Consider the following 24,245-nt stretch of genomic DNA (forward strand, 5'->3'; position numbering starts at 1 on the left):
GGGTTCAGCCCGCCAGGAACGGCCGGACCGCCGCGGCGAACTCCAGGTAGCGGTCGCGGTGGATGCTGTGGCCGCAGGTGAAGGTGGTCACCGTGCAGTCGGTGATGCTGTCTTGCAGGATGGCGAGCTTTTCCGGGTCCACCATGCCGCCCGGTCCACCGCACAGCACCAGAGTGGGAGCGGTGATGTCGGAGAGCCGGTCCCACCACTCGGGGTTCGGCTTGCGGAACTGCTCCAGCGCGGTCTTCGTCATGGAACGGTCGAAGGCGAGCACCGCGCGCGGGTGCAGGACCAGGCTGGAGGTGGCGTGCCACAGTTCGGGCACGGTCGGGAACCGGCGGGTCAGGCGCAATTCCTCGGCGCCGGACCGCAGCGGGAGCGGGCACTCCTCGATGACCAGCCTGCGCGCGAGTTCCGGCCGCTCCTGCGCGACGCGCGACACCGCGTAACCGCCGAGCGAGTGCCCGACCAGATCCACCGCGGGCAGTTCCAAGTGGTCGCACAGGCGCAGCAGATCGTCGCCGAACTCGTCGAAAAGATAGGAATCGGTGTGTGAGCTACGGCCGTGTCCACGGAGGTCGGGGATGATCACGCGGCGTCCGGATCGCACGAGGACACGGGCGAACCGATCCCACGTGTGCCCGTCGCCGCCCATGCCGTGCACGAGCAGCACGGGAATGTCGCTGACCGCGCCCACCCCCGAATCCCGATAGGCGATCCGCACGTCTCCGAATGTCACCTGGCCAAGCGTCAGATCCACGACAATGAAGGATACCGGCAGTCATGCCTCACCCCCGCGCGGTGTAGCGCTGATCACGCAACGGCGAAAACGCAGTTCGGGCGGCACTCACCGGGATGAGATCCGAGCCTCGCGAAGGCCGTTCTCCACGGTGGTGTTTCGAGCAGCGCGATAAATGCCTGGCGCAGGGGCGAACTCGGAGCAATACTCGCCGCATGCCCTCCTTCGCCGACTTCGACCGCCGCGACTACCGCACCGTCGACGTGGCCACGGGGTACGACGGATGGGCACCCACCTACGAGCAGACCGTCCTGGACGAGATGGATCTCGCTCTGCTCGGGCGATTGCGGCTCGACCTCGGCGGAGTGCGGCGCGCGGCCGACCTCGGCTGTGGCACCGGGCGAACCGGAAGTTGGTTGCGCGAGCGGGGAATACCGCATATCGACGGCGTGGACGTGAGCCAGGGGATGCTGGCGTTGGCCGCCGAACGCGGCGCCCACACCACGCTGACCCGAGCGGACGTGCGGGCCACCGGCCTGCCGGAAGGCGCCTACGACCTGGTGATCGCCTCACTGATCGACGAGCACCTGCCGGAGCTGGCGCCGTTCTACGCGGAGGCGTCACGGCTGGCCGCGCCGGGCGCGCGCTGCGTACTGGTCAGCTACCACCCGCAATTCATCATGGTGTCCGGCATGCCGACGCACTACACTGACCCATCGGGCGAACCGGTGGCGATCAGCACCCATCTGCACTTGATCAGCGAGCACCTGTCGGCCGGACTGGACGCAGGCTGGGTCCTCACCGAGGTAGCCGAGGCGCTGGTCGACGACGCGTGGCTGGCTCGCAAACCGAAATGGGCGGCCCTGCGCGGACATCCGTTCACGTTGGCGACCGTGTGGTCGCGCCCCGACTGAGAGTGCTCAGTCGTAAAGACCCTCCGCACACCATGTTTCGTCGCGATAGAGCAGCAGCAGCACCCGGCTGGCCGCGGTGGCGTCGTCGAGTTGGACCTGCGCGCGGGCGGTGCATTCCGCGTCGCCCGAGCCGGCTGACCACCAGCGTTCGTCCACCGGCCACGGGCCTGCCCAGCCGGTGAGCCGCCACTGTTTGCTCCCCCAGCGCAGCAGCGCGGGGTCGGCGTCGAAGAGGGCGCGGTCGGTGACCTTGACCAGCGCGCCGTCGGCGGTTTCCAGCCGCACCAGCGGACGGTTCAGCAGGATCACGGCCGGGGCGGGCTCGGGCAGCCGTCCCGGCCAGGGTTGCGCGGGGTCGGCCGCTGGGACGAGTTCGTCGCCCAGCGCGACCATGGTGATGCGTTCGGCGGGTCCACGTCCGCCGCTCAGCACGCCGACCCGCACCGCTTCCCCGCCGAGCAGCCCTTGCACCCGGATGAGCGCGCGGCGGGCCCGCTCGTCCTCGGCCCCGTCCCCGCCCCACAACCCGAGTTGCAGCGCGCCCGCCGTGACCACCTCGACCGGTTCCAGCCGCAGCACGGTGATCGGCGCGGTGGGCCGCGCGCCGTCGCGCCGGGTGAGCCAGCCGTCCAACTGCCACCGCACCCGGTCCGCCGTGCCCTCCGGCGTGAGCGGCTCTGCGCAGCGCCAGATCCGCGAAAGCCCTTCCCCCGACTCGGTTTCCGCACGCACCGAAAGCCTGGTGCAGGCCAGCCCGGCGGCCGCGAGCGCGCCGTGCAGCCGGGTGGCGAGCATGCGACCGGCGAAGGCGGCCGCATCGACCCGCTCGATCGGCGGATCACAGCGGTACTCCACCACCAGATCCGGCGGTGGCTGCCGCGCGGACGGCGGGCGCTCCGGCTCGGCTCTGGCGCAGCGATGCGCGAGCACGGCGTCGACGCCGAACCGGGAGGCGACCTCCGCCGCGGAGAGCGCGGCGAAATCGCCGATCCGGCGCAGACCCAAACGGTGCAGCAGATCGACGAGGTCGGCGCGTTCCGGGGCGGCCAAGCTCGGTTCGACCGCGAGCTCCCCGACCGGCAGCGGTGCCAGAAACCGCGCGCCCTCCCCCGGAGGCACGATCGCGGCGCGCCGGGCGGCGATCACCGCCGTCGACAGTTCGTCGGCGATCCCGATCTGCGCTTCCGCCCCGGCCGCGGCCACCGCGTCCACCAGGCGTTCGGCCGCCGCCTCCTCGGAGCCGAAGAACCGCGCCGCACCGCGCGCACCGAGCACGAGCAGCCCGGGGCGCAGGACCTCCACGCCGGGCATGGTCGCGGCCACCGCGGCGACCAGCGGTTCGAACAGCCGCGCGTCCCGATCCTGATCCTGTTGCGCGAGGAACAACTCGGGGCAGCGCGCCTGCGCCTCTCTGCGCTTCAGCCCGCGGCGCACCCCTTCGGCTCGCGCGATCGCCGAACAGGCCACCACCCGGTTGGCGAACAGCACCGCCACCGGCCGCGTAGCGGGCAGGCCCGCCACCGCCGCCGCGGCGACCGCGGGCCAGTCCGGGCACCACAGGGCCAGCACCCGCTTCGATCGGATCACGGCGCCGCACGACCCGCGGAAACCGAGGAGCGGGCCGCCGCACTCACGACACCGCCTCCTGCGTGTCGACGGCTTCGACCGCCGGAGCCGCCTTTTCGCGCAGCACCCATTCCACGCGCCCCGCGTTCGGGCACAGATCCAACCGCCCGCGCCGCGGCGGTCCCGCCTTGCCGCGCACTTCGACGGCCAAACCGAGCGAACGCAATCGTCCGCGCCCGCGGCCGAGACCGGCGTACCCCGCGACGCGAGCATCGAGCTGGAGGGACGCGCCGGGCCAGCGACCGTCGGCGACCACCAGGGTGGCGCCCTTGTTGCGGGCACGGGCCGCGATCACCCGGCTGCGCGCGGGCGCGACGGCCCCGCCGCCGAGGCCGAGCACGACCAGATCGAGCCCGTCGAGCAGCACCGCGGCCACCTCCACCGGGTCGGGGCCGGGATCGGCGATCACGGCCAGCCGCCGCAGCTGTGCCCCCATCTCCACCGCGGCGAGCAGACCGAGGCGGGGCATGCCCACCACCGCGGCGTGCCCGCCACCTTCGGTCACCGCGGCGAGCAGACCGGCCAGCAGCGAATTCGCCCCCGTGTACGCCACCACGGAACCGGCGACCAAGCCACCCTCCGGCAACAATGGTGCGAGCGCTGCGGGCACCGGTAATGCCGGTCGGCGCGACTCGGCGCCGAGCGGGACACGCTGCGCCGCCGATTCCCCGCGGCCCGGCACTGCGGCCATACGTCTGCGCAGCTCAGCCAGGGAAGGGGCGCCCTCACGCCCACCACCGCGCGGCAGCGCGCCCCGATTCACCCCTCCCTGCGATATCGCATCCGAACCCATCCCAACCACCTACTTCCCACGATGGACCCGAGGCGAAGCATGCGGAGCGACCCTCGATTCGAGTGCCAGCACCGATTCAGCTATCGATTGATATCGAATATACGTTCGATACCGAGACAGTAGAAACCGACCCCCAGGTTTCCGTCAAGGGTTCCCGCGGCGCGTGTCGCGGCTGCCCCGTTCCGCGCGCGCCCGGCCACCACCCCCGTTTCCTCGGTATGGTGTCGCAGACCCGGCCACCACGCCCGGCGCCCGGTTCATCGGTATGGTTTGTGGCACACATACGAACCGAGAGCGTGCGTGGCACATAACAGTGCCTCCTGCCCGCCTATGCGCGAACACGAATCAGGCCAGCTAGCCTCATTTTCCGCTACCCTGCACCCGTGACCGAACGCGCTCGTCCCACTGTCGGCCCCCAATATCTCGTCGCAGGCCGCTACCGCCTCCAGTCGAAGCTGGGTGGCGGCGGCATGGGCGCGGTCTGGCTGGCGCACGACCGACTGCTGGACCGGGACGTCGCGATCAAGCAGGTGCTCACCACGGCCGGGCTCGACGAGGCCGAAGCCGACGCGGTCCGCAACCAGATCATGCACGAGGGCCGGGTCGCCGCCAAACTCTCGCACGACCACGCGATCGCCGTGTACGACGTGGTGCTCGAGGCCGGTGAGCCGTGGTTGGTGATGGAGCACCTGCCCTCGCGCAGCGTGGCGAAGGCGCTGGCGCTGGTCGACACGCTGCCGCCGATCGAGGTCGCGCAGATCGGCGCCCAGGTCGCCGACGCGCTGGCCGCCGCGCACGCGGTCGGCATCGTGCACCGCGACATCAAGCCCGGCAACATCCTCGTCGCCGACCGTGGCCCCGGCGTCGGCATGGCGAAACTCAGCGACTTCGGCATCTCCCGTGGCGCGGGCGACCTGCTCGACGAGCCGGACGGCGTGATCACCGGCACCCCCTCCTATCTGCCCCCCGAGGTCGCGCGCGGAGCGCAACCGACCAAGGCCAGCGACGTGTTCTCCCTTGGCGCCACGCTCTACACCGCGATCGAAGGACAGCCGCCGTACGGCTTCGACGAGGACAGCGACGTCATCGTGCACCGCGCCGCCATGGCGCAGATCATCCCGCCGACCCGCAGCGGCGTGCTCACCCAGGCGCTGCTGCACATGATGGAACCCGCGCCGCAGCGCCGCCCGACCATGGCCGAGGCGCGCGACGAGATCCTCACCGCCGCTTTCGGTCCCGGCACCGGGCCCTACATTCTCGGCGCGCCCGTCCGCACCGAGGACGGAACCATTCCGTTCTGGGCCGCACGCAACTCGGCGTCCGGGATCCGCAGCCCGCACTCCACGCCCCTTCCCCGCCCGCACCGCAACCTCGCGGGTGCGGCTGCGGCCCCGCCCCCGCAGCGCACCAAGAACGCCCAGCCCGGCAACGCGCCCTTGGCCATCGCTGTCGGCCTGCTGATCGGCCTGATCATCATCATCGGGATCATCGTCGCCGTCCTCTGACCTCGACCCAGCCGTCCCGGACGACGGTCAGTCGATGCGGCGGCGGTGTGCCCATCGGGTCAGGGCGTTGCGGTTGGACTGCTGCGTCTTGCGCAGCACATTGGAGGCGTGCGTCTCCACGGTTTTGACCGAGATGAACAGGGATTCGGCGATCTCGCGGTAGGTGTAGCCGCGCGCGAGCAGGCGCAGCACCTCCAGTTCGCGCGGGGTCAGGGAGTCCAGTTCGGGGTCGAGGGGCGGCTCGGGCACCGGGGACCTCCCGGTGAACGAATCCAGGACGAAGCCGGCCAGGCGCGGGCTGAAGACCGCGTCGCCGCCCGCCACCCGGCGGATGCCGTCGGCCAGCTCGGCACCCGAAATCGTCTTGGTGACATATCCTCTGGCCCCGGCCCGGATCACCGCGATCACGTCCTCGGCCGCGTCGGACACACTCAGCGCCAAGCACACCGGCCCGGGATCGATACCCGCCAGCACCGCCACTCCCCCGCCGTCGGGCATGTGCACGTCGAGCAGGACGACGTCCGGTCGCTCGGCGTTGATCCCGGCCACCGCCTCCGCGACCCCTCCGGCCTCCCCGACCACCTCCATGTCCGCCTCACGGCTCAATTCCGCACGCACACCCGACCGGAAGACGGCGTGATCATCGACGAGAAAGACCCGCACGGTCACCTACTTCTCCTAACCGACCCATGACCCCCAACCCGTACCACACTCGTCCCCCGTGCGCCCGTCACGTCCCGCGCGGGCGCCGAACGCGCCTAGTGGGCGGCCCGAGCGGGCTCTTCGTCCTGGGTGGCGCAGCCGGAATCCGTCCGCGGCATGATGATTCGGACCTCGGTGCCGCGGCCCGGCGTCGACAGGATGTCCACCTGGCCCCCGCGGCGCTCGACCCGTCCGCGAATGGACTTCGCCAGGCCGCGACGGTCTTCCGGCACGGCCGCCAGGTCGAAGCCGGAGCCGCGGTCACGGACGAAGATGCTCACCTGATGCGGTTCGACCTCGGCGAACAGGTCGATCTCCGGGACACCCGCGTGCTTGGCGGCGTTGACCAGCGCTTCCCTGCTCGCGCCGAGCAGAGCGGTGAAGTGTTCCTTCGGCAGACCCGAGCCGGAGCCGTCGACGTCCATCGAGACGTCGCCCACGGTCACCGGCGCCACCTTCACGCCGTGCTGGTCCTCCACCTCGCCCGCGATGGTCCGCAGGGCCGCGGCCAAGCTCGACTGCGCGGGGCCGGAATCCTCGAAAAGCCATTTCCGCAGCTCCCGCTCCTGGCTGCGGGCCAACCGCAACACCTCCTGCGGGTCGTCGGCCTGCCGTTGGATGAGCGCGAGCGTCTGGAGCACGGAATCGTGCAGGTGCGAGGCGATCTCCTCGCGTTCCTCGTTGCGGATGCGGGCGGCGCGCTCGGCGTTCAGCGCGCGCATCATGCGCAGCCACAGCGGGACCGTCAGCAGTCCCGCGCCGATCAGCGTGACCGCCACCGCCAGCAGCGCCGATCCGATCGAGCTCAGATTGATCCTGGCCAGCACCACCACACCGAGACCGGCCACGATCAGCGTCGCACCGGCGACGATGCGCGACCAGGTGACCACCGAAGGCCGTGCGGGCAGCCCGAGCAGCGAACGCGGCCCGTCGACGTCGTACTCCCGCCACACCAGCGCCGCGCCGACCGCCACCACGATGATCGGCGCGATCACCTTCGCCGCGGTCCCGCTGAACACCCAGGACACGGCGATCGCGAGCCCCAGCCCGAGCATCGCGAGCCCGATCGCCTGCCGCCGCTCCGCACCGGAGGGTTTCACCTGATCGGATCCGCCGGGCGTGAAGATCCACAGCAGTCCGTACCCGACGATGCCCGCCCCGGCCAGGGCGGACAGCAGCACGAACGCCATCCGCACCTTGAACACGTCGACGCCGAGATGGTCGGCCAGACCACCCGCGACGCCGCCGACGACCCGGCCGCCCGACCGGCGGACCATCCGCGCCTGCGGCGGCCAGGGGACCGGCGCGGGCACGGGCCCCAGCCCACGGGCAGCGTCGAACCCCCGGGTGTCGAACGCGGGAACAGACGGGTACATGTCTTCGATACTGGCACGGCGACGAAGCCGCCAGCATCCGGATTCACCCTGATCTTGCTCGATCACACCCGCGCCGACCAGGGCGGACACGCCGCGACCCGAGCACACCCGCGCATAGCTGAAAATTTGCTGCATCGGTGGATCGGTCCAAAGTGTTCAGGCTGTTTTTCAGGGTTCCCCCCGATGCGCCGATTCCGTGATCGGCACACCATGGGAAACATGACGAAAACGAGCTTCGGCGACCAGGTCCAGCAGATATGGCAGGCCCGGCCGGTCCGATTGCCGCAGCAGGGGCCGATCGCGGGCGTCGCGGCGGGGTTCGCGCGCCGCTACGAGATCGATCCGGTGCTGGTTCGCGTCGCGTTCGTCGTCTCGACGATCTTCGGCGGCGCGGGCATCGTGCTCTACCTGCTGGCCTGGCTGCTGCTCAGCGCGGCGGGTGACCAGGCCTCCGCGGCCGAGTCGCTGGTCGGCAAGGGCCACAGCTCGCAGTCGCAGACCAAGACCATCGTGTTGATCGTGGCGCTGGCCATCGCGGTCAGCACGATGGGTCCGGTCGGCGTCGGTCTCGGCGGCTCCGGCGTGATCAGCTTCGCCCTGATGCTGGCCGGTTGGTGGATGCTGCACCTGCGCACGCCCAATCCGCCACCGGGCACCACCGAAGCGTTCGGCGGATTCGCTGCGGAGACCGGGATCAACGCCACCGGCTACCCCGGCGCGGTCTTCCCACAGGGAGCGACCCGAACCGTCGGCGACCTGTACATGCCGCCGACCGCCGTGTACACGCCCTACACGAAACTGCCGGACGCTTACATCCCGGAGACCCCCGCGGACGGCGCGACGGTTCCGCTGCACAAGCCCGCGACCGATGACGCCACCGTAGTGCTGGACAAGGCGGCCATGCCCGCTGAACAGGACCCGGAAGTTCCGGTCGGCCGCCGCATCGATTCACCCGCCACGGTCAGCGATCGAGTGGGGCCGGCTCAGGTCGGAAACGGCCCGATCGATCCCGCCGGTACGGTCGGCCGAGTCAGATCGGACTCGGCTTATACCGGCCGCACCGATTCATCGGGGAGCACACCGGACGCGAAAATTTCACCGTCCGACCGTCCGGTCCCACTTCGCAAAGACGTCCCGGCCCCTCCGAGCCCGCTTCGCACCGCGTCCGTTCATCCCGCGATCATCGGCGGCCCGACCCCACCGTCCTGGGATCCGCTCGGCGTCGCTCCGCTTGCCTGGGACCTGCCGGAACCTCCCCCTGCCCGCACCGTCGTCGCCCCGCAGGAGAAGCGGCCGCGCTCACGGCTGACGCCGGTGGTGATCGGCTCGGCCATTCTCGCGGCGGCCGGAGCCGGCGCGGCCGCGGCCTCGGGCGTGGAGTGGATGACACCGGCCCGCATCGCCGCGGCGGCGCTGGCCGTGATCGGTCTCGGCCTGGTGCTCGGCGCGTTCCTGCGGCGCGGCTACGGCTTGCTGGTGCTCACCGCTCCGCTCGCCGGATTCGTGCTGTTCGCCTCGGCGATCGGTCCGCTCGAATTCGATCGGGCGGCGATGGGCGACCACATCTGGACGCCCGCCTCGGCCGCGGATCTGGCCGGGAACTACCAGGTGACCATGGGTACCGGCACGCTCGACCTGCGGTCGGTGAAACTGACCGAGAACCGTACCGTCGACATCGATGTCCGGATGGGCGAAGCCCGCGTGCTGCTGCCCGCGGACATGACCGTCCGCACCCGGTGCACGGCCACCATGGCCGAGGCGATCTGCGCCGACGGCATCAGCGGTCCGAATACTCCCGGCGCGCCGGTGCTCGATCTGAACGTCGACGTCCGCGCCGGAAACGTGGAGGTGCAGCGTGGCTGAGACCGACAACGACAAGCGCACCGGCTCCCGGCGCGGCCCCGCCGCCTCGCTGCTGATCGCGGGACTGCTTTCCCTCGCGATCAGCGTGTGGGCGTTCGCCGGTCCGGCGTCGGTGCCGGCGACCAGCATGATCCCGATCGGGTGGATCGTCGTGCTCGCCGCGATCGTCATCGGCATCGTGCTGGTGATCTCCCCGCGCAAACGATCCTGAGCACGACGAACGGCCCGTCCACCCGGACGGGCCGTTGCGCGTTCGTCCTCGAGTCGCCGCCGGAGACCCCTCGTCGTCCTACGGACAGGAGAACCGAATGAAGCCCGACCAACCCGCCGATCAGACGCCACCCACCGCCCGGACCACGCCGCCGGAGCCCCGCCCCTGCGCCACGCCCGGCACACTCCTGGGCCACCTGATTCTGCAGAGCGCGTTCCACCGTCCCCGCTGATGTCGCGCGGAGTCGGGACCGACGGCAGGGTTCTACCGCCTGAGCGGGATCACTCCCACTCGATGGTGCCCGGCGGCTTGCTGGTCACGTCCAGAACCACGCGGTTGACCTCCGCCACCTCGTTGGTGATCCGGGTGGAGATGCGCTCCAGCACCTCGTAGGGCAACCGGGTCCAGTCGGCGGTCATCGCATCCTCACTGGACACCGGACGCAGCACGATGGGGTGTCCGTAAGTGCGGCCGTCGCCCTGCACGCCGACGCTGCGGACCTCCGCGAGCAGCACGACCGGGCACTGCCAGATCTGCCGGTCCAGACCGGCCGCCGTCAGTTCCTCGCGGGCGATGGCGTCGGCCCGGCGCAGCGTCTCCAGCCGGTCGGCGGTGACTTCGCCGACGATCCGGATGGCGAGGCCGGGGCCAGGGAAGGGTTGGCGGGCCACGATCTCCTCGGGCAACCCGAGTTCGCGGCCGACCGCGCGGACCTCGTCCTTGAACAGCAACCGCAGCGGCTCGACGAGTTCGAACTCCAGATCGTCGGGCAGGCCGCCGACATTGTGATGACTCTTGATGTTCGCGGTGCCGCTGCCGCCGCCGGACTCGACGACATCCGGGTAGAGCGTGCCCTGCACCAGGAACTCGACCTTCGGCGTCGCGCCGTCGGCCGCGCCGTGCTCGAGCACCACCTCGCCCACCGCGTCCTCGAAGGAGCGGATGAACTCACGCCCGATGATCTTGCGCTTCTCCTCGGGGTCGGTCACGCCCTTCAACTCGCCGAGGAACTTGTCCACCGCGTCGACGGTCACCAGCTTGGCGCCGGTCGCGGCGACGAAATCCTGCTGCACCTGCTCGCGCTCCCCCGCCCGCAGCAGGCCGTGGTCGACGAACACACACGTCAGCCGGTCACCGATGGCGCGCTGCACCAAGGCGGCGGCGACCGCGCTGTCCACCCCGCCGGACAGCCCGCAGATCGCGTGCCCGTCACCGATCTGCTCGCGCACCGAGGCGATCAGCGAATCGGCGATGTTCGCCGGAGTCCAGGTCGACGGGATGCCGGCGAGTTCGTGCAGGAACCGGCTCAGCACCTGCTGGCCGTGCGGCGAATGCAGCACCTCCGGGTGGTACTGCACACCGGCCAGCCTGCGGGCGCGATCCTCGAAGGCGGCGACCGGCGCGCCCGCGGTGGTTCCGGTGACCTCGAAGCCATCCGGCGCGTCGGTGACCGCGTCGCCGTGGCTCATCCACACCGGCTGAATGGTCGGCAGGCCGCCGTGCAGCAAACCGCCGTCGATGTTGAGCTCGGTCCGCCCGTACTCCCTGGTGCCGGTGTGCGCGACCGTGCCGCCCAGCGCCTGGGCCATCGCCTGGAAGCCGTAGCAGATACCGAAGACCGGCAGTCCCAGATCGAACAACCGCGGATCGAGCCGCGGCGCGCCTTCGGCGTACACGCTGGCCGGGCCGCCGGACAGGATCACCGCGAGCGGCTGCTTGTCGGCGATCTCCTCCACCGTCGCGGTGTGCGGAACCACCTCCGAGTACACGCTCGACTCGCGCACCCGCCGCGCGATCAGCTGGGCGTACTGTGCTCCGAAGTCGACGACGAGGACCGGTCTCTGGGTTTGTGCCACTCGCCCAGTTTAGTGAGCGGGGAAACGAGCGAATCATCGGCACAGCGGCAGGCGTGGGAGACGAGCCCGACCGCCCGAATCGTCACCCGCGGCCGGGCTCGCTGGTTATCCTTCTGCTCGTGCCCTTCGCCCGCGCGATCGATGCCGACATCCACTACGAGGACAGCGGCGGGGACGGCCCGGTGGTATTGCTGGCGCACGAGTTCCTCATGGACCGCACCATGTTCGCCGCCCAGATGGCCGCGCTCGCACCCGAATTCCGGATCGTGTCCTGGGATGCCCGCGGCCACGGCCGCACCAGGGACGAGGGCCTACCTTTCACCTATTGGACCGCGGCCAGGGACGCGCTGACCGTCCTGGATCATCTCGGCGCCGACCAGGCCGTCGTCGGCGGCACCGCGCAGGGGGGTTTCACGGCGCTGCGCACCGCCTTGATCGCGCCGGAGCGCGTCTCCGCGCTGATCCTGATCAGCACCGAAGCGCACGGTCCCACCCCGGAGCAGTCCACCGCCACGCAGAAGTTCCTCGAAGAGTGGTACGACGACGGCTCCCGCGAACGGGCCGTGCACCAGCTGGCTTCCTGGCTGATCGGCGACGACGAGTGGTACCGCTCGATCTGGACCCAGCGCTGGCTGGTGCGCGATCGCCGCGGCATCGAAGTGGCGGCAGGCTGTCTGCTCAGCCGCGACTCGGTGCTGGATCGCCTCCGCGAAATCGCCTGTCCCGCTCTGGTGATCCACCCGACGCACAGCGGCATGGACCGCGAGCGCGCCCAAGAGCTGGCCCACGGCCTGTCCGGCGCCACGTTCATCGAGATCGCCGAAGCCCGCCTGGCGGTGACGATGACCCACCCCGAGCCGGTGAACCACGCGATCCGGCAGTTCCTCCGCGCACGGACGAAACCAGCCCGCGTGCGGTGAACGCTGTGTTCGATGTGCAGCGCCTGCGGCGCTGCGTGTTCGCGGCCCCTCCATGGCTCGCGTTCCAGTGGTCGAGACTCGCGCCTGCGGCGCATGCGCTTCGACCGCTGGAACGCGAGCCGGGCCGCGAACGGCGCTCGTAAGACTCGCTTCTCCAGATCGCCTGGTGGCGGGGTGCGCCCCGGACCAGTATCAAGCGCGAACGCTCAGGCCGACCTTCTGGAATTCCTTCAGGTCCGAGTAACCGGCCTTGGCCATCGAGCGACGCAGTCCGCCGACGAGGTTCAGTGAGCCGAACGGGTCGTCGGACGGACCGAACAGCACCCGCTCCAAGCTCGGGCGCACGGGGTCGCCGACCGGCTCACCACCGAGATCCCACGGGTCGTCGACGTGCAGCAGCGAGCCGCGCGGCACCGACGGATGCGCGGCCGCCGACGGCCAGTACCAGCCGCGGCCCGGCGCCTCCGCGGCCACGGCCAGCGGGACGCCGAGCATGGCCGCGTCGGCGCCACACGCGATCGCCTTGGCCAGGTGCCCCGAGGTGGCGACGTCACCGTCCGCGATGACGTGCACGTAGCGGCCGCCGGTCTCGTCCAGGTAGTCGCGGCGGGCGGCGGCGGCATCCGCGATCGCGGTGGCCATCGGCACGCCGATGCCGAGCACCTCGCCGGTGGTGGTCGCTCCGGGGTAGGAGCCGTAGCCGACGATCACGCCCGCCGCACCCGTGCGCATCAGGTGCAGCGCGGTGCGATGATCGCTCACGCCGCCCGCGACCACGGGCACGTCCAGCTCGGCGATGAAGGTCTTGAGGTTCAGCGGCTCACCGTCGCCGACGTGCTCGGCGGAGATGATCGTGCCGTGCACCACGAGCAGGTCGATGCCCGCCTGCACCAGGGCGGGGGTGAGCGTGCGCGCGTTCTGCGGGCTCACCCGCACCGCGACGGTGACACCGGCGGCGCGGACCTGCGCCACCGCGGCGGCGAGCAGATCCGGCTGCATCGGCGCGGCGTGCAACTCCTGCAGCAGCGCCACGGCGCGCTCGTAGCCGCCCTTGCCTGCCAGTTCGAGCAACTGATCGATCTTCGCGCCGACATCCGCGTGCCGCGCCCACAGTCCCTCGCCGTTGATCACGCCGAGCCCGCCGAGGCGGCCGAGCTCGATCGCGAACTCCGGCGATACCAAGGCGTCGGTGGGATGCGCGAGAAACGGGATCTCGAAGCGGTAGGCGTCCAGCTGCCAGGACAGCGACACCTGCTTCGACGAGCGGGTCCGGCGCGAGGGGACGATGTCGACGTCGTCCAGCTCATAGGTACGCCGGGCGGTCCGGCCCATGCCGATCTCCACCATGTCGCGCACGCGAATTCTCCTTAATTTTTGGCAGCGCCCGCGGCGCTGCGTGTTCGCGGCCCTCTTGTGGCTCGCGTTCCAGCGGTCGAGACTCGCGCCTGCGGCGCATGCGCTTCGACCGCTGGAACGCGAGCCGGGCCGCGAACGGGCGCTCGTAAGACTCGCGCCTCCAGTGGTTACTTGTGGGGGCAGGTGGGCAGCACGGAACGCGCCACCGACTGCCGCACGGCTCGCACACCGCCACAGCCGGTGGGCGAGTTCCATCATGCACGGACCGGTTGGTCCCGTACATGAACCTAGTGGGCTAGGCCCGCCCGGTGTAGTTAGGGGCCTCGACAGTCATGGTGATGTCGTGCGGGTGGCTCTCCTTCAGGCCCGCCGCGGTGATCTGCACGAACTGCGCTTCCTGCAGATGCGCGATCGACTGCGAGCCGGTGTAGCCCATGGCCGCGCGCAGGCCGCCGACCAGCTGGTGGATCACCTGATTGACCGGGCCGCGGAACGGCACCCTGCCCTCGATGCCCTCGGGGACCAGCTTGTCCTCGGCCAGCACGTCGTCCTGGAAGTAGCGGTCCTTGGAGAACGACTTCGCCTGGCCGCGGCCCTGCATGGCGCCGAGCGAGCCCATGCCGCGATAGCTCTTGAACTGTTTGCCGCCGACCAGGATCAGCTCGCCGGGCGACTCGGCGGTGCCCGCGAGCAGCGAGCCGAGCATCACGGTGGACGCGCCCGCCGCGATCGCCTTGGCGATGTCGCCGGAGAACTGGATGCCGCCGTCGGCGATCACCGGGACACCGGCGGGCTTGCACGCGGCGACCGCCTCCAGGATCGCTGTGATCTGCGGCGCGCCGACACCGGCTACCACGCGGGTGGTGCAGATCGAGCCGGGGCCGACACCCACCTTGACCGCGTCCGCGCCCGCCTCGACGAGCGCGGCCGCGCCCTGGCGGGTGGCCACGTTGCCGCCGACCACCTGGATCCGGTCGCCGACCTCGGCCTTGACCTTGGTCACCATCTGCAGCACCTGCACCTGATGGCCGTGCGCGGTGTCCACCACGAGCACGTCCACGCCGGCGTCGGCCAGCGTCATGGCCCGCGACCAGGCGTCCTCGCCGACGCCCACCGCGGCGCCGACCAGCAGGCGGCCGTCACGGTCCTTGGTGGCGTTGGGGTACTGGTCGGTCTTGACGAAGTCCTTGACGGTGATCAGGCCACGCAGGCGCCCGTTGCCGTCGACGATCGGCAGCTTCTCCACCTTGTGCCTGCGCAGCAGTCCGAGCGCGGCTTCGGCGGTGACGCCCTCCTGCGCGGTGATCAAGGGGGCCTTCGTCATCACGTCGGCGACGCGCCGGTTCTGATCCACCTCGAACCGCATGTCCCGATTGGTGATGATGCCCACAAGCGCACCGGTCTCGTCCACCACGGGAAGACCCGAGATGCGGAACCTGGCGCACATCGCGTCGACCTCGGCGAGCGTGTCGGTCGGACGGCAGGTCACCGGATCGGTGACCATGCCGGCCTCGGAACGCTTGACTGTCTCCACCTGGGAAGCCTGGTCGGCGGTCGAGAGGTTGCGGTGCAACACGCCCATACCGCCCGCACGCGCCATCGCGATGGCCATCCTCGCCTCGGTCACCGTGTCCATGGCCGAGCTGACCAGCGGGGTGCGCAGGCGGATCTCCCTGGTCAGCTGGCTGGAGGTCTCCACAGAGCTGGGGATGAGATCCGAGGCGGCAGGCAGCAACAGCACATCGTCGAATGTGAGGCCGAGCATGGCGATCTTGTTCGGATCGTCGCCACCCGTAGGAGGGCGGACTGCGATTCGTTCGCCCGATACGGGATTACTCATTCGGATCGACCCCTCCTGGACGTCGATAGCGACCGGCGCCGGTGGTACCGGCGCCGTGACGGCTGATGGGATGGACGTGGTTCGGCGGCGGTGCGATCGGTACCCGCCGTAGCCTGTGCTCCATGGTATCTGTCCGGTGAACTCGCCGACGAAGTGAGCCCACCACCGAAACTGGCAGGCCGCATCGCTGGCGCAGACCACCCTGTTCTGCGTACCGTGGGGATGTGCGTGACCATCTACCACCTGGCTTGCCGCCGGATCCGTTCGCCGGAGACCCCTCCGACCCGTCCGCCGCGCTCGATGCCATCGAGCCCGGCGAACCGCTGGATCCCCACGAGCGCCTTGCGGTCGAGGAGGATCTCGCCGACCTCGCGGTGTACGAGGCACTGCTGGCCCACCGCGGCATCCGCGGACTCGTGGTCAGCTGCGAAGACTGCAGGCAGGACCACTACCACGACTGGGACATGCTGCGCGCCAACTTGCTTCAGTTGCTGGTCGACGGCACGGTCCGCCCGCACGAGCCCGCCTACGACCCGACCCCGGAAGCGTATGTCACCTGGGACTACTGCCGGGGCTACGCGGACGCTTCGATGAACGAGGCTTTCCACGGCGACGGATTCGACGGATTCGACGGCTGAGGACAGCCGATCGAGCGGCGCGCGGGCCTCTCGAGGCTCGCGTACTTCGCGCTTGCCACTGTGATTTTCGACGCACACGATCACTGCGGCAGGCACACGATGCCGCCTCCGCGCGGCGCGACACGCCGATGAATCCGGCCCCTATGGTCACCCGCCGGACGAGCCCGCTCTCCCGGAAAGGCAAAAAGCCGACCGCCTGGCCGGCGATCGGCTTGCCTTGACCGTTTTTCTGGTGTCAGCGGTGGGGCGGCACGAACGAGCCCGGATTGGGGATGACGGGCACGCTGAAGGTCGGCGGCTGATTGTTGTTCTGAGTACCGGTGTTGCCCTGCGTCGGGGCAGTAGGGGGCTGCTGTGGCGCGGTCGGCGGATTACCGGTGTCTCCCGTAGTTCCACCCGCCGGCGGCGGCTTGACCTCGGTGACCGGCGGCTCCTGCGGCGCCGTCGGCTCCGCGGTCGACGGCGGCTGAGTGTTCGCCGGGGGCGCTGTGGTCACCGGAGGCACCGTGGTCGGCGCGCCGCCGCCGTTCGACGTTCCGCCATTGTTCGACGTTCCACCGCTGGGGGCGGTGGCGTCGGCCGACGGCGAGGGATTGGTCGAGGGCTCGCCGGGCTGCTGCACGATCGTCGAGGTCCCGCTGCCCGGCGTCGGGCTCGGCTTCGTGGTCGCGCTGCTGCCCGAGGTGGCACGTGGATCGGTGGTCTTGGGGACCGTCGATCCCAGCTGATCGGCCAGCTCCGGATTCACGTCGTGCAGTTTCGCGAGCAACCGCTCCCACTCGGTCATCAGCTCGGCGCGCTTGTCCGGATCGCTGACCTGCGCGGCGTTCTCCTTGGCTCGCTCCAGGCGCACTTTGGCCTGGGTCGGGTTCTGGGTGACCAGCGTGGAAGCCTCGTTCAGGTCGTCGCCTGCCCGCTGCACGACCGTCGTCTGCGCCTGTTCGCTGAACACGACCTCTTTGACCCGCCAGAGCGGATCGCCCGGCTCGGCGTTGTACGAGAATGCCGTCATGCCGCCGATGACCAGGGCCAGCGCGGCCGCGGTGCCCATGATCGGGCGTAGTAGCCGCAGTCGCCCGCCGCTGTGCGCCCCGATGCGAACCTGCCGCGCGCCGATCTCCTGGTTGACCGCGGCCACGATCGCATCCAGATCCGGCTCGGCCGGCATCGGAGCCGCGATCAACTCCGCTCGCCAGTCCGCGAGCAACGTCGCGAGCTGATACTCCTCGGCGCTGTCGGTGTGCACCGGACCATCGCTGGCGATGGCATCGATCAGAGCATCGTCGCGGCGTACCGCGGCGATGTCGACCGGGCCGGTGTCACCGGACGCCTCGGCGTAGGGACCGCTGTTCCGCGATCCAAGCCGCGCCTTCCAGTCACCCCGACCGCGCTCGCCATCCCTAGCCATACATTTCACCTGCCCTCGCCACTTGTGACTTGAGTTTCGCGAGTGCCCTGTGTTGGGCGACCCGTACCGCACCCGCCGTACTGCCCACGGCGACCGCGGTTTCTTCCGCTGACAAACCCATGACCAAGCGCAGGATCAAGATCTCCCGATGCTTCTCAGGAAGCGTCGCGAGCAGACGGTTCATCTGCCTGCTCGTCTCGGATTCGAGAGCTCGTTGTTCCGGTCCCTGGTCGGTGGATATGACATCTGGTACTTCGGCCATCGCCTCCGCCTTGTTACGGGCGGCGTTGCGATGCGCGTCGGCGACCTTGTGCGAAGCGATCCCGTAAACAAAGGCCATGAAGGGCCTGCCCTGGTCTTGGTACCTGGGCAAGGCTGTCATCACAGCCAGGCAAACCTCCTGCGCAACGTCGTCCGCGGAGAGCTGCCCACGCTCCGCGGCTCCGATCCGCGCGCGGCAGTAGCGCACCACCAGCGGGCGGATCATCTCCAGTACCTGAGCTAAAGCGGATCTGTCGCCCTGCGCAGCGGCAGCGACGGCGAGGTCCAACTCTTCGCCCGTGTGCGTCATCGTCAGAGATATTCCTGGCGTTACAAAGTGGCACGGTCCGGTGACGACCAGTGCTTCCACCGAAGGGGCGGAACGGATCTAACAATAGCGACCCGTTGGCCGGAACTGGTCAACACGGTGTACTCCGTGATCACCTACCAACCGGGCATGGGACGCAACACGCCGCCGGAGCGGGCGATGATCGCTGCGCATTCGGCCGCCTCCGCCGCCGCGTCCCGCGCGCCGGATCCGGCGCGGAGCATGGCACAAGCCCAGCGCAACGGCAGCAGACCGTGCTCGCGGCACTGCTCGGCGACCTCATCCGCCGATACGCCGGATCGGCCGCGCGCATCGCCCGCCAGATCGGCCGCGGCGACCAGCAGGCGGGACTTGATCCGGTGGCGCACCGACGGTGAGCGCTCGGCCAGCTCCAGCGCGGCCCCCGCGTGTGCCGCCGCCGCCTCGAAATCCCCTGTCGCCAGCGCCGTTTCCGCGGAAACCCAGCGCAGGCGGATCTCGGGACGCCAACCGGCGCGATGCTCCAGCGCCGCCCACGCGCTGCGGCGCAGCAAGCGAGCCGCCAGCGCGAGCCGTCCGGTTCCGAGCGCGTCGGCGGCCAGCCCGGTGAGGGCGTCACAGATCGCGTCGCCGCGACCGGGAAGGTAGCCGGCGGCCGCGTCGACGGGACTCTCGGCGGTGTGCGGCTCCGCGCCTGCGCCCGCGGTGAGGATCAGCGCGGCGGCCCGCCCGTCGAACGCCGCGGCGCGCTCGTGCCAACCGAGCTGGCGAAGAAAAGACCCCTCGGCGCTTCCCGCCAGTGAGAGGAGGACGGGGTCGGTGCTGTGGTTGCATACCCTTCGCAATTCGGCGCGCGCCGCGGCGTAACGACCCTGGCCGCCGAGGACCACCGCGCGATACCACCGGCCGAGCGCGTCGGAGGCGGGCGGCAGGTCTCCGGCGGCACGACCCGGAGCGGCGCCGAACGCGGCCTCCGCCAGGGCCGCGACGTGAGGATCTCCGAGCGGAGCGGGCGCGAACACGGGCGCACTCTATCCTGTGCGGCACGCGCTCCCCGAGGCGGAAAGGCGCCCCGGCGGCAGGCGGGCGGGACGCGGGATTTGCGTGGCCGAGCCGATGTTGCCATTAGGTAAATCTCGCCCCGGCAATCGCCGAGCGGCCGTGCCGGGAATTCATGCGTGTTTCGCGTAATTAACCTGCGCGCCCCGTTGCCGCCATCTTCGGTTCCGCACGCCGCGAACACCGTCGGCCACCACGGTGACCGACGTCATGGCCGCGAGATCGGCGCCGCAGCGGCGCGACAACCACGAAATCGCCTCTACCAGCGGAAACGCCATCAGCGACGGCACATGCGGCAGCCACGGGCTTCCGGCCAACCGAACAGTATCGCCGGAAACAGCGCGAAAAGTAAACAGTTCGGAGGTTAAATTTGGCAGCGCGAGATTTGGAAAAGTGCTGCGTCGAACTATTGACGGAAATTCGCGGCTGGACCTAACGTAGCTCATCGCCACGGACGGCGCCGCGCGAAATTGCAGCGACCACGAAGGGGCGAGCCCAAGGGGTACCCCCGCCGACACGGCGTCGTGGCCCACAACTGTTGCAGAACAACTGCTCGACAACGCTGACGAGCTCGCACCACGAGGAGTTCACCATGCCCATGCCGACCCACCTCCCGGGACCCAACGCCGATGTCTGGGATTGGCAGATGCGAGGATCGTGCCGCGGGCAGGATTCCGCGGTGTTCTTCCATCCCGATGGCGAACGTGGCCGAGCACGCACCGCGCGCGAGATGCGCGCCAAGGAGATCTGCCGCACCTGCCCGGTGCTCATGCAGTGCCGCGCCCACGCGCTGAAAGTCAGCGAGCCCTACGGCATCTGGGGCGGCATGTCGGAGACCGAGCGCGAGATGCACGCGCGGCGCAACCGCCGCCGCATGGCCGTCTGAATCAAACTTCTCCCATCCGCGCGCCACCGGGCGTCGAATCCCTAGCAAACAACGGGCCACTGCAACATGCTTCGGGCCGAGCCGCTCACGCGACACGGTGATCGGTTCCGCGCCGAGGGCGGCGCGTGGGTTGCGATCGTCACCATCGATCGGCCGGCCGCCGGGCGAAGGCCGGAAACCGTGCACCCGACGTCTCCGGCAGGGCACGGCGTGTCACGGCGTTCCTCCCGAGATGTTCGATGTGTCGGCGTGTTTCGCAGCCGACGCCGGGCCATGACGAACTTGCGGGCACCCCACCGGAAGGGAGGTCATAGCGGCGCGCTACGGTAGTGACCGATGACACAGAATGGAGCGTTGTGACAACGCGGCCGTCGGCCGCAGAGGGCGACTCGTTCCGAAGAGAAGCCTTCCCACCTACGGTGGATTCTGCGGTTACGGCACGCGCAGCCGAAAGTATGGAACTCGCCGCGCTGCTACAACGATGCGGCCGAGCCGACCAGGAAGCATTCGCCGAACTGTACGACCGGACGTGTGCGCGCGTCTTCGGTCTGGTGTTGCGCGTTCTGCACGATCCGGGATACGCGGAGGAGACCACGCAGGAGGTCTATCTGCAGATCTGGCGGATGGCATCGAGTTTCGACCCGGCGAAAGGTTCCGCGGTCACCTGGTTGATGACGCTCGCCCACCGGCGTGCCGTCGACCGGGTCCGCGCCGAGCAAGCCCACACCCAGCGCGAGGTCGCGTACGGGATCCGGGTGCTCGGCAACGAATTCGACGAGGTCACCGAAGAGGTCGAGCGCAGACTCGAACAACAGGCCGTCCTGGCTGGTCTCGCCACACTCACCGAAACCCAGCGGGAAGCCATCTCGCTCGCCTATTACGGCGGGCGCACCTATGCGGAGGTAGCCACCTATCTCGACGTAGGGTTACCCACGGTTAAGTCCCGGATTCGGGACGGTTTGACACGACTGAAGAAAAGTTTGGGGGTGACGTGAGATGAACGAACGCCGGATCGATCTCGCGCACACCGTCGCGCTCGGATCGATCGACGACGAAGACCGTCAGGAAATTCAGGAACTGCTCGACAGCGAAGACCCCGTGCTACGCGCGGAGTTCATCCAGGAAGTCAGAGACACGAAAGAAGCGCTCGCCGTTCTCGCCACAGCCACGGCGGTGACTCCCCCGCCGTCGCTGCGTGCTCGCCTACTCGCGGCCATCGCCGCTGAGCAGCCGCCGGTCGCCAGCTGAATCCGGCATCGGGTCAGGCTCTTCCCGCTCCGCGCGTACCTACCCCCAGCGGTCGGAATCCTCCTACGGCCTCGTTTCCGGCCCCGCGGCAGACAGCGCGTCGAGCTTCGGAACATCCTCGGTTTCCCCGCTAGGCGCGTCGTCGCGCGGCCGGATGTGGCACGGCCCCCGAACCGCGTGGCTCGGGGGCCGTGCTCGTGCGTTGTCCCGAGAAAGGGTCAGTGCGCGTGACCGTGGTGACCGTGGTCGTTCTGCTCCTCGGCGGGCTTGTCGACCACGGCGCTCTCGGTGGTGAGCACCATGCGCGCGACCGACGCCGCGTTCACGACGGCCGAACGGGTGACCTTCACCGGGTCGACGACGCCGTCGGTGAGCAGGTCGCCGTAGCTGAGCGTGGCGGCGTTGAAGCCCTCCTTGCCCTCGGCCACCTTGCTGACCACCACGGCGCCGTCCAGGCCCGCGTTGGTGGCGATCCAGTACAGCGGCGCCTGCAGCGCGGTGCGGACCACCTCGACGCCGACGGCCTCGTCACCGGACAGCGAATCGCGCAGCTCGGCCAGCTTGCCGCTCGCCTGCACCAGCGCGGTGCCGCCACCGGGCACGATGCCCTCTTCCACGGCGGCCTTGGCGGCGCTCACCGCGTCCTCGACGCGGTACTTGCGCTCCTTGAGCGCGGTCTCGGTGGCCGCGCCGACCTTGATCACCGCGACGCCGCCGGCCAGCTTGGCCAGCCGCTCCTCCAGCTTCTCGCGATCCCAGTCGGAATCGGTGGCCTCGATCTCGCGGCGCAGCTGCGCGACCCGCGCCTCGACGTCCGCGCCGGAACCGGCACCGTCGATGATCGTGGTGTCGTCCTTGGTGACCACGACGCGACGCGCCTTGCCGAGCACGTCCAAGCCGGCCTCGCGCAGGGTGATGCCCAGATCGGGGTTCACCACGGTGCCACCCGTGACCACGGCCAGGTCGTCGAGGAACGCCTTGCGACGGTCACCGAAGAACGGCGCCTTGACCGCGACGGCCTTGATCGTCTTGCGGATGGCGTTGACCACCAGGGTCGACAGCGCCTCGCCCTCGACGTCCTCGGCGATGATCAGCACGGGCTTGCCGCTCTCGGCGATCTTCTCCAGCAGCGGCAGGAAGTCCGGCAGCGAGCTGATCTTCTCGCGGTGCAGCAGGACGAACACGTCCTCGAGGACGGCCTGCTGGCTGTCGGGGTCGGTGACGAAGTAGGGCGACAGGTAGCCCTTGTCGAACTGCACGCCCTCGGTGACGACGAGTTCGGTCTGCAGCGTCGACGACTCCTCGACGGTGACGACGCCGTCCTTGCCGACGGTGGTCAGCGCCTTGCCGACCATCTCGCCGATCTCCTCGTCCCGCGAGGACACGGTCGCGACCTGCGCGATGGCCTGTTCGCCGGAGACCGGCGTGGCCAGCGCGAGCAGCGCCTCGGAGACCGCGTCGGCGGCCTTGGCGATGCCGGAGCCGACCGCGATCGGGTTCGCCCCGGCGGCAACGTTCTTCAGCCCGGCGCGGACCAGCGCCTGGGCCAGCACGGTGGCGGTGGTGGTGCCGTCGCCTGCGACGTCGTTGGTCTTGGTGGCGACGCTCTTGACCAGCTGCGCGCCGAGGTTCTCGAACGGGTCCTCCAGCTCGATGTCGCGCGCGATGGTGACGCCGTCGTTGGTGACGGTCGGGCCGCCGAAGGACTTCGCGAGTACGACGTGCCGTCCGCGCGGGCCCAGGGTGACCTTCACGGCGTCGGCGAGCTTGTCGACGCCGCGTTCCAGAGCCCGGCGAGCCTTCTCGTCGAACTCGATCTGCTTTGCCATGGGAATTCGCTCCTGTAGTGGATTGCGGCGCTCCGGACCGCCTCCGGGCCCGTCGCTCGCACCGCGTGTTTCAGTGCCGGGGTGTCGGCGCCGAACGCACTCCGCCCCGGGTCGCGAAAGACACCGGGGCGGAACGCATGCGTGCCTGATCGGCTACTTGGTGACGACGGCCAGCACGTCGCGCGCCGACAGGATGAGGTACTCCTCGCCCTGGTACTTGATCTCGGTGCCGCCGTACTTGCTGTAGATGACGGTGTCACCCTCCTGGACATCCAGCGGGATGCGCTTCTCGCCCTCGTCGTCCCACCGGCCGGGACCGACGGCGACAACGGTGCCCTCTTGCGGCTTCTCCTTCGCCGTGTCGGGGATGACCAGGCCGGAGGCCGTCGTCGTCTCGGCCTCGTTGGCCTGGACGAGGATCTTGTCCTCGAGCGGCTTGATGTTCACGCTCGCCACGTTGAGCCCTCCACTTTCAGGGGATTCGGTCGTCCGGAACTGTCGCTCCGAACTCGTCGGTTGGTCACGATGCTGACCCTGCGCATAGCCCCGTCGTCGCGGGTGCCGGGACCCCTGCCCAGTGGTCAAGCTGCTGGCACAAGCACTACACACAGTGCCGACTAGCACTCTATACATGAGAGTGCCAGCGCTCAAGGCTGGGCGGTGCCAACTTTGCGCGGCGCGCCGACGACACCACGGGCTTGGCGATAAGTTCGGGAAAACAGTAACGTTCGGATAACGGATTGTGACACTATTGACGACGGCTGCGGTCCGGCCGCCGGTTCGTCGCTCCTCGGGCGGCGGCGAGGTGGCACACGAGTGCCACAGCGTCGCCGAACTCGCAGCGCCGCAGCACGATCGTTGCACCACCAGCTTCACCAGAGAGCAAGACACACGTGATCCATGGCCGG

23 protein-coding genes are annotated in these 24,245 nt (G+C 69.7%); 9 read left to right on the forward strand and 14 right to left on the reverse strand.

What is annotated here, in order from left to right; genetic code table 11:
- Window positions 1-4: 4 nt before the first annotated feature.
- On the reverse strand, window positions 5-739 hold the full coding sequence (locus tag U3653_RS16430) for an alpha/beta fold hydrolase (protein WP_323124651.1): 735 nt from the start codon (window positions 737-739) through the stop codon (window positions 5-7).
- 215 nt (window positions 740-954) lie between these two features.
- Between U3653_RS16430 and U3653_RS16435 the strand changes: the two genes are divergently transcribed.
- The gene (locus U3653_RS16435) at window positions 955-1,653 is read left to right on the forward strand and encodes a class I SAM-dependent DNA methyltransferase (RefSeq protein WP_195080470.1); all 699 of its coding nucleotides are present in this window, start codon (window positions 955-957) and stop codon (window positions 1,651-1,653) included.
- A gap of 6 nt (window positions 1,654-1,659) precedes the next feature.
- On the opposite strand, the gene U3653_RS16440 is transcribed toward U3653_RS16435, so the two are convergent.
- Together U3653_RS16440 and imuA' are read right to left on the reverse strand one after the other, a co-directional pair.
- Window positions 1,660-3,240 (reverse strand): DNA polymerase Y family protein, encoded by a 1,581-nt coding sequence (locus tag U3653_RS16440; protein ID WP_195080469.1) that lies wholly within the window; start codon window positions 3,238-3,240, stop codon window positions 1,660-1,662.
- Window positions 3,241-3,283: 43 nt separating this feature from the next.
- Window positions 3,284-3,970, reverse strand: coding sequence for a DnaE2-dependent mutagenesis accessory factor ImuA' (gene imuA' / locus U3653_RS16445; protein ID WP_323124652.1), 687 nt, complete (start codon window positions 3,968-3,970; stop codon window positions 3,284-3,286).
- A gap of 485 nt (window positions 3,971-4,455) precedes the next feature.
- On the opposite strand from imuA', the gene U3653_RS16450 reads away from it, so the two are divergent.
- Window positions 4,456-5,577, forward strand: a complete 1,122-nt coding sequence (locus tag U3653_RS16450) for a serine/threonine-protein kinase (RefSeq protein WP_195080467.1) — start codon at window positions 4,456-4,458, stop codon at window positions 5,575-5,577.
- Between the two features lie 27 nt (window positions 5,578-5,604).
- Here U3653_RS16450 and U3653_RS16455 read toward each other — a convergent pair whose 3' ends face one another.
- Both U3653_RS16455 and U3653_RS16460 read right to left on the reverse strand, forming a co-directional pair.
- Window positions 5,605-6,240, reverse strand: a complete 636-nt coding sequence (locus U3653_RS16455) for a response regulator (RefSeq protein WP_195080629.1) — start codon at window positions 6,238-6,240, stop codon at window positions 5,605-5,607.
- Between the two features lie 95 nt (window positions 6,241-6,335).
- The gene (locus U3653_RS16460) at window positions 6,336-7,655 is read right to left on the reverse strand and encodes a PspC domain-containing protein (protein ID WP_195080466.1); all 1,320 of its coding nucleotides are present in this window, start codon (window positions 7,653-7,655) and stop codon (window positions 6,336-6,338) included.
- A gap of 219 nt (window positions 7,656-7,874) precedes the next feature.
- Here U3653_RS16460 and U3653_RS16465 point away from each other — a divergent pair, with 219 nt between their 5' ends.
- The gene (locus U3653_RS16465; RefSeq protein ID WP_195080465.1) at window positions 7,875-9,518 is read left to right on the forward strand and encodes a PspC domain-containing protein; all 1,644 of its coding nucleotides are present in this window, start codon (window positions 7,875-7,877) and stop codon (window positions 9,516-9,518) included.
- On the forward strand, window positions 9,511-9,729 hold the full coding sequence (locus U3653_RS16470) for a hypothetical protein (RefSeq protein ID WP_067803608.1): 219 nt from the start codon (window positions 9,511-9,513) through the stop codon (window positions 9,727-9,729). Before U3653_RS16465 ends, U3653_RS16470 begins: the two co-directional genes overlap by 8 nt.
- A 281-nt stretch (window positions 9,730-10,010) precedes the next feature.
- Here U3653_RS16470 and guaA read toward each other — a convergent pair whose 3' ends face one another.
- Window positions 10,011-11,585 (reverse strand): glutamine-hydrolyzing GMP synthase, encoded by a 1,575-nt coding sequence (gene guaA / locus U3653_RS16475; RefSeq protein ID WP_195080464.1) that lies wholly within the window; start codon window positions 11,583-11,585, stop codon window positions 10,011-10,013.
- Window positions 11,586-11,704: 119 nt separating this feature from the next.
- On the opposite strand from guaA, the gene U3653_RS16480 reads away from it, so the two are divergent.
- On the forward strand, window positions 11,705-12,505 hold the full coding sequence (locus U3653_RS16480) for an alpha/beta fold hydrolase (protein ID WP_195080463.1): 801 nt from the start codon (window positions 11,705-11,707) through the stop codon (window positions 12,503-12,505).
- Between the two features lie 192 nt (window positions 12,506-12,697).
- Here the strand turns inward: U3653_RS16480 and U3653_RS16485 are convergent, their stop codons facing one another.
- The gene (locus U3653_RS16485) at window positions 12,698-13,861 is read right to left on the reverse strand and encodes a GuaB3 family IMP dehydrogenase-related protein (protein WP_195080462.1); all 1,164 of its coding nucleotides are present in this window, start codon (window positions 13,859-13,861) and stop codon (window positions 12,698-12,700) included.
- Window positions 13,862-14,156: 295 nt separating this feature from the next.
- Window positions 14,157-15,701 (reverse strand): IMP dehydrogenase, encoded by a 1,545-nt coding sequence (gene guaB, locus U3653_RS16490; protein ID WP_195080461.1) that lies wholly within the window; start codon window positions 15,699-15,701, stop codon window positions 14,157-14,159.
- A gap of 224 nt (window positions 15,702-15,925) precedes the next feature.
- On the opposite strand from guaB, the gene U3653_RS16495 reads away from it, so the two are divergent.
- Window positions 15,926-16,339, forward strand: a complete 414-nt coding sequence (locus U3653_RS16495) for a DUF5319 domain-containing protein (RefSeq protein ID WP_039795739.1) — start codon at window positions 15,926-15,928, stop codon at window positions 16,337-16,339.
- Between the two features lie 235 nt (window positions 16,340-16,574).
- Here the strand turns inward: U3653_RS16495 and U3653_RS16500 are convergent, their stop codons facing one another.
- The 4 genes from U3653_RS16500 to U3653_RS16515 all read right to left on the reverse strand — a co-directional run bounded on the left by U3653_RS16500 (window position 16,575) and on the right by U3653_RS16515 (window position 19,826).
- A complete protein-coding gene (locus U3653_RS16500; RefSeq protein WP_195080460.1) occupies window positions 16,575-17,747 on the reverse strand; it encodes an anti-sigma-D factor RsdA in 1,173 nt (390 codons plus the stop codon).
- Complete coding sequence (locus tag U3653_RS16505) at window positions 17,740-18,318, reverse strand: sigma-70 family RNA polymerase sigma factor (protein ID WP_039795737.1); 579 nt, start codon at window positions 18,316-18,318, stop codon at window positions 17,740-17,742. The genes U3653_RS16500 and U3653_RS16505 overlap by 8 nt, the downstream gene beginning before the upstream one ends.
- Before the next feature lie 134 nt (window positions 18,319-18,452).
- The gene (locus U3653_RS16510; RefSeq protein ID WP_195080459.1) at window positions 18,453-19,337 is read right to left on the reverse strand and encodes a hypothetical protein; all 885 of its coding nucleotides are present in this window, start codon (window positions 19,335-19,337) and stop codon (window positions 18,453-18,455) included.
- A 150-nt stretch (window positions 19,338-19,487) separates the two neighbouring features.
- Window positions 19,488-19,826 (reverse strand): hypothetical protein, encoded by a 339-nt coding sequence (locus U3653_RS16515; RefSeq protein WP_195080458.1) that lies wholly within the window; start codon window positions 19,824-19,826, stop codon window positions 19,488-19,490.
- Window positions 19,827-19,966: 140 nt separating this feature from the next.
- Between U3653_RS16515 and U3653_RS16520 the strand changes: the two genes are divergently transcribed.
- The 3 genes from U3653_RS16520 to U3653_RS16530 all read left to right on the forward strand — a co-directional run bounded on the left by U3653_RS16520 (window position 19,967) and on the right by U3653_RS16530 (window position 21,508).
- The gene (locus U3653_RS16520; protein ID WP_039796164.1) at window positions 19,967-20,260 is read left to right on the forward strand and encodes a WhiB family transcriptional regulator; all 294 of its coding nucleotides are present in this window, start codon (window positions 19,967-19,969) and stop codon (window positions 20,258-20,260) included.
- Window positions 20,261-20,679: 419 nt separating this feature from the next.
- Window positions 20,680-21,255, forward strand: coding sequence for a sigma-70 family RNA polymerase sigma factor (locus U3653_RS16525; RefSeq protein ID WP_067803711.1), 576 nt, complete (start codon window positions 20,680-20,682; stop codon window positions 21,253-21,255).
- A gap of 1 nt (window position 21,256) precedes the next feature.
- Window positions 21,257-21,508 (forward strand): RskA family anti-sigma factor, encoded by a 252-nt coding sequence (locus U3653_RS16530; protein ID WP_195080457.1) that lies wholly within the window; start codon window positions 21,257-21,259, stop codon window positions 21,506-21,508.
- 218 nt (window positions 21,509-21,726) lie between these two features.
- Here the strand turns inward: U3653_RS16530 and groL are convergent, their stop codons facing one another.
- A complete protein-coding gene (gene groL / locus U3653_RS16535) occupies window positions 21,727-23,337 on the reverse strand; it encodes a chaperonin GroEL (protein WP_195080456.1) in 1,611 nt (536 codons plus the stop codon).
- 153 nt (window positions 23,338-23,490) lie between these two features.
- Window positions 23,491-23,793, reverse strand: coding sequence for a co-chaperone GroES (gene groES, locus U3653_RS16540; RefSeq protein WP_028479292.1), 303 nt, complete (start codon window positions 23,791-23,793; stop codon window positions 23,491-23,493).
- Window positions 23,794-24,245 lie beyond the last annotated feature (452 nt).

The sequence above is a fragment of the Nocardia implantans genome (genome assembly GCF_035544775.1).
GTDB lineage: Bacteria > Actinomycetota > Actinomycetes > Mycobacteriales > Mycobacteriaceae > Nocardia > Nocardia implantans.

Bases quoted from the DNA above. Each gene is read 5' to 3' on its own strand.
- U3653_RS16435 (WP_195080470.1), top strand. From the start codon at position 955: ATGCCCTCCTTCGCCGACTTCGACCGCCGCGACTACCGCACCGTCGAC.
- U3653_RS16460 (WP_195080466.1), bottom strand. From the start codon at position 7,655: ATGTACCCGTCTGTTCCCGCGTTCGACACCCGGGGGTTCGACGCTGCC.
- groL (WP_195080456.1), bottom strand. From the start codon at position 23,337: ATGGCAAAGCAGATCGAGTTCGACGAGAAGGCTCGCCGGGCTCTGGAA.
- U3653_RS16500 (WP_195080460.1), bottom strand. From the start codon at position 17,747: ATGGCTAGGGATGGCGAGCGCGGTCGGGGTGACTGGAAGGCGCGGCTT.
- U3653_RS16465 (WP_195080465.1), top strand. From the start codon at position 7,875: ATGACGAAAACGAGCTTCGGCGACCAGGTCCAGCAGATATGGCAGGCC.
- U3653_RS16505 (WP_039795737.1), bottom strand. From the start codon at position 18,318: ATGACGCACACGGGCGAAGAGTTGGACCTCGCCGTCGCTGCCGCTGCG.
- imuA' (WP_323124652.1), bottom strand. From the start codon at position 3,970: ATGGCCGCAGTGCCGGGCCGCGGGGAATCGGCGGCGCAGCGTGTCCCG.
- guaB (WP_195080461.1), bottom strand. From the start codon at position 15,701: ATGAGTAATCCCGTATCGGGCGAACGAATCGCAGTCCGCCCTCCTACG.
- U3653_RS16530 (WP_195080457.1), top strand. From the start codon at position 21,257: ATGAACGAACGCCGGATCGATCTCGCGCACACCGTCGCGCTCGGATCG.
- U3653_RS16520 (WP_039796164.1), top strand. From the start codon at position 19,967: ATGCCCATGCCGACCCACCTCCCGGGACCCAACGCCGATGTCTGGGAT.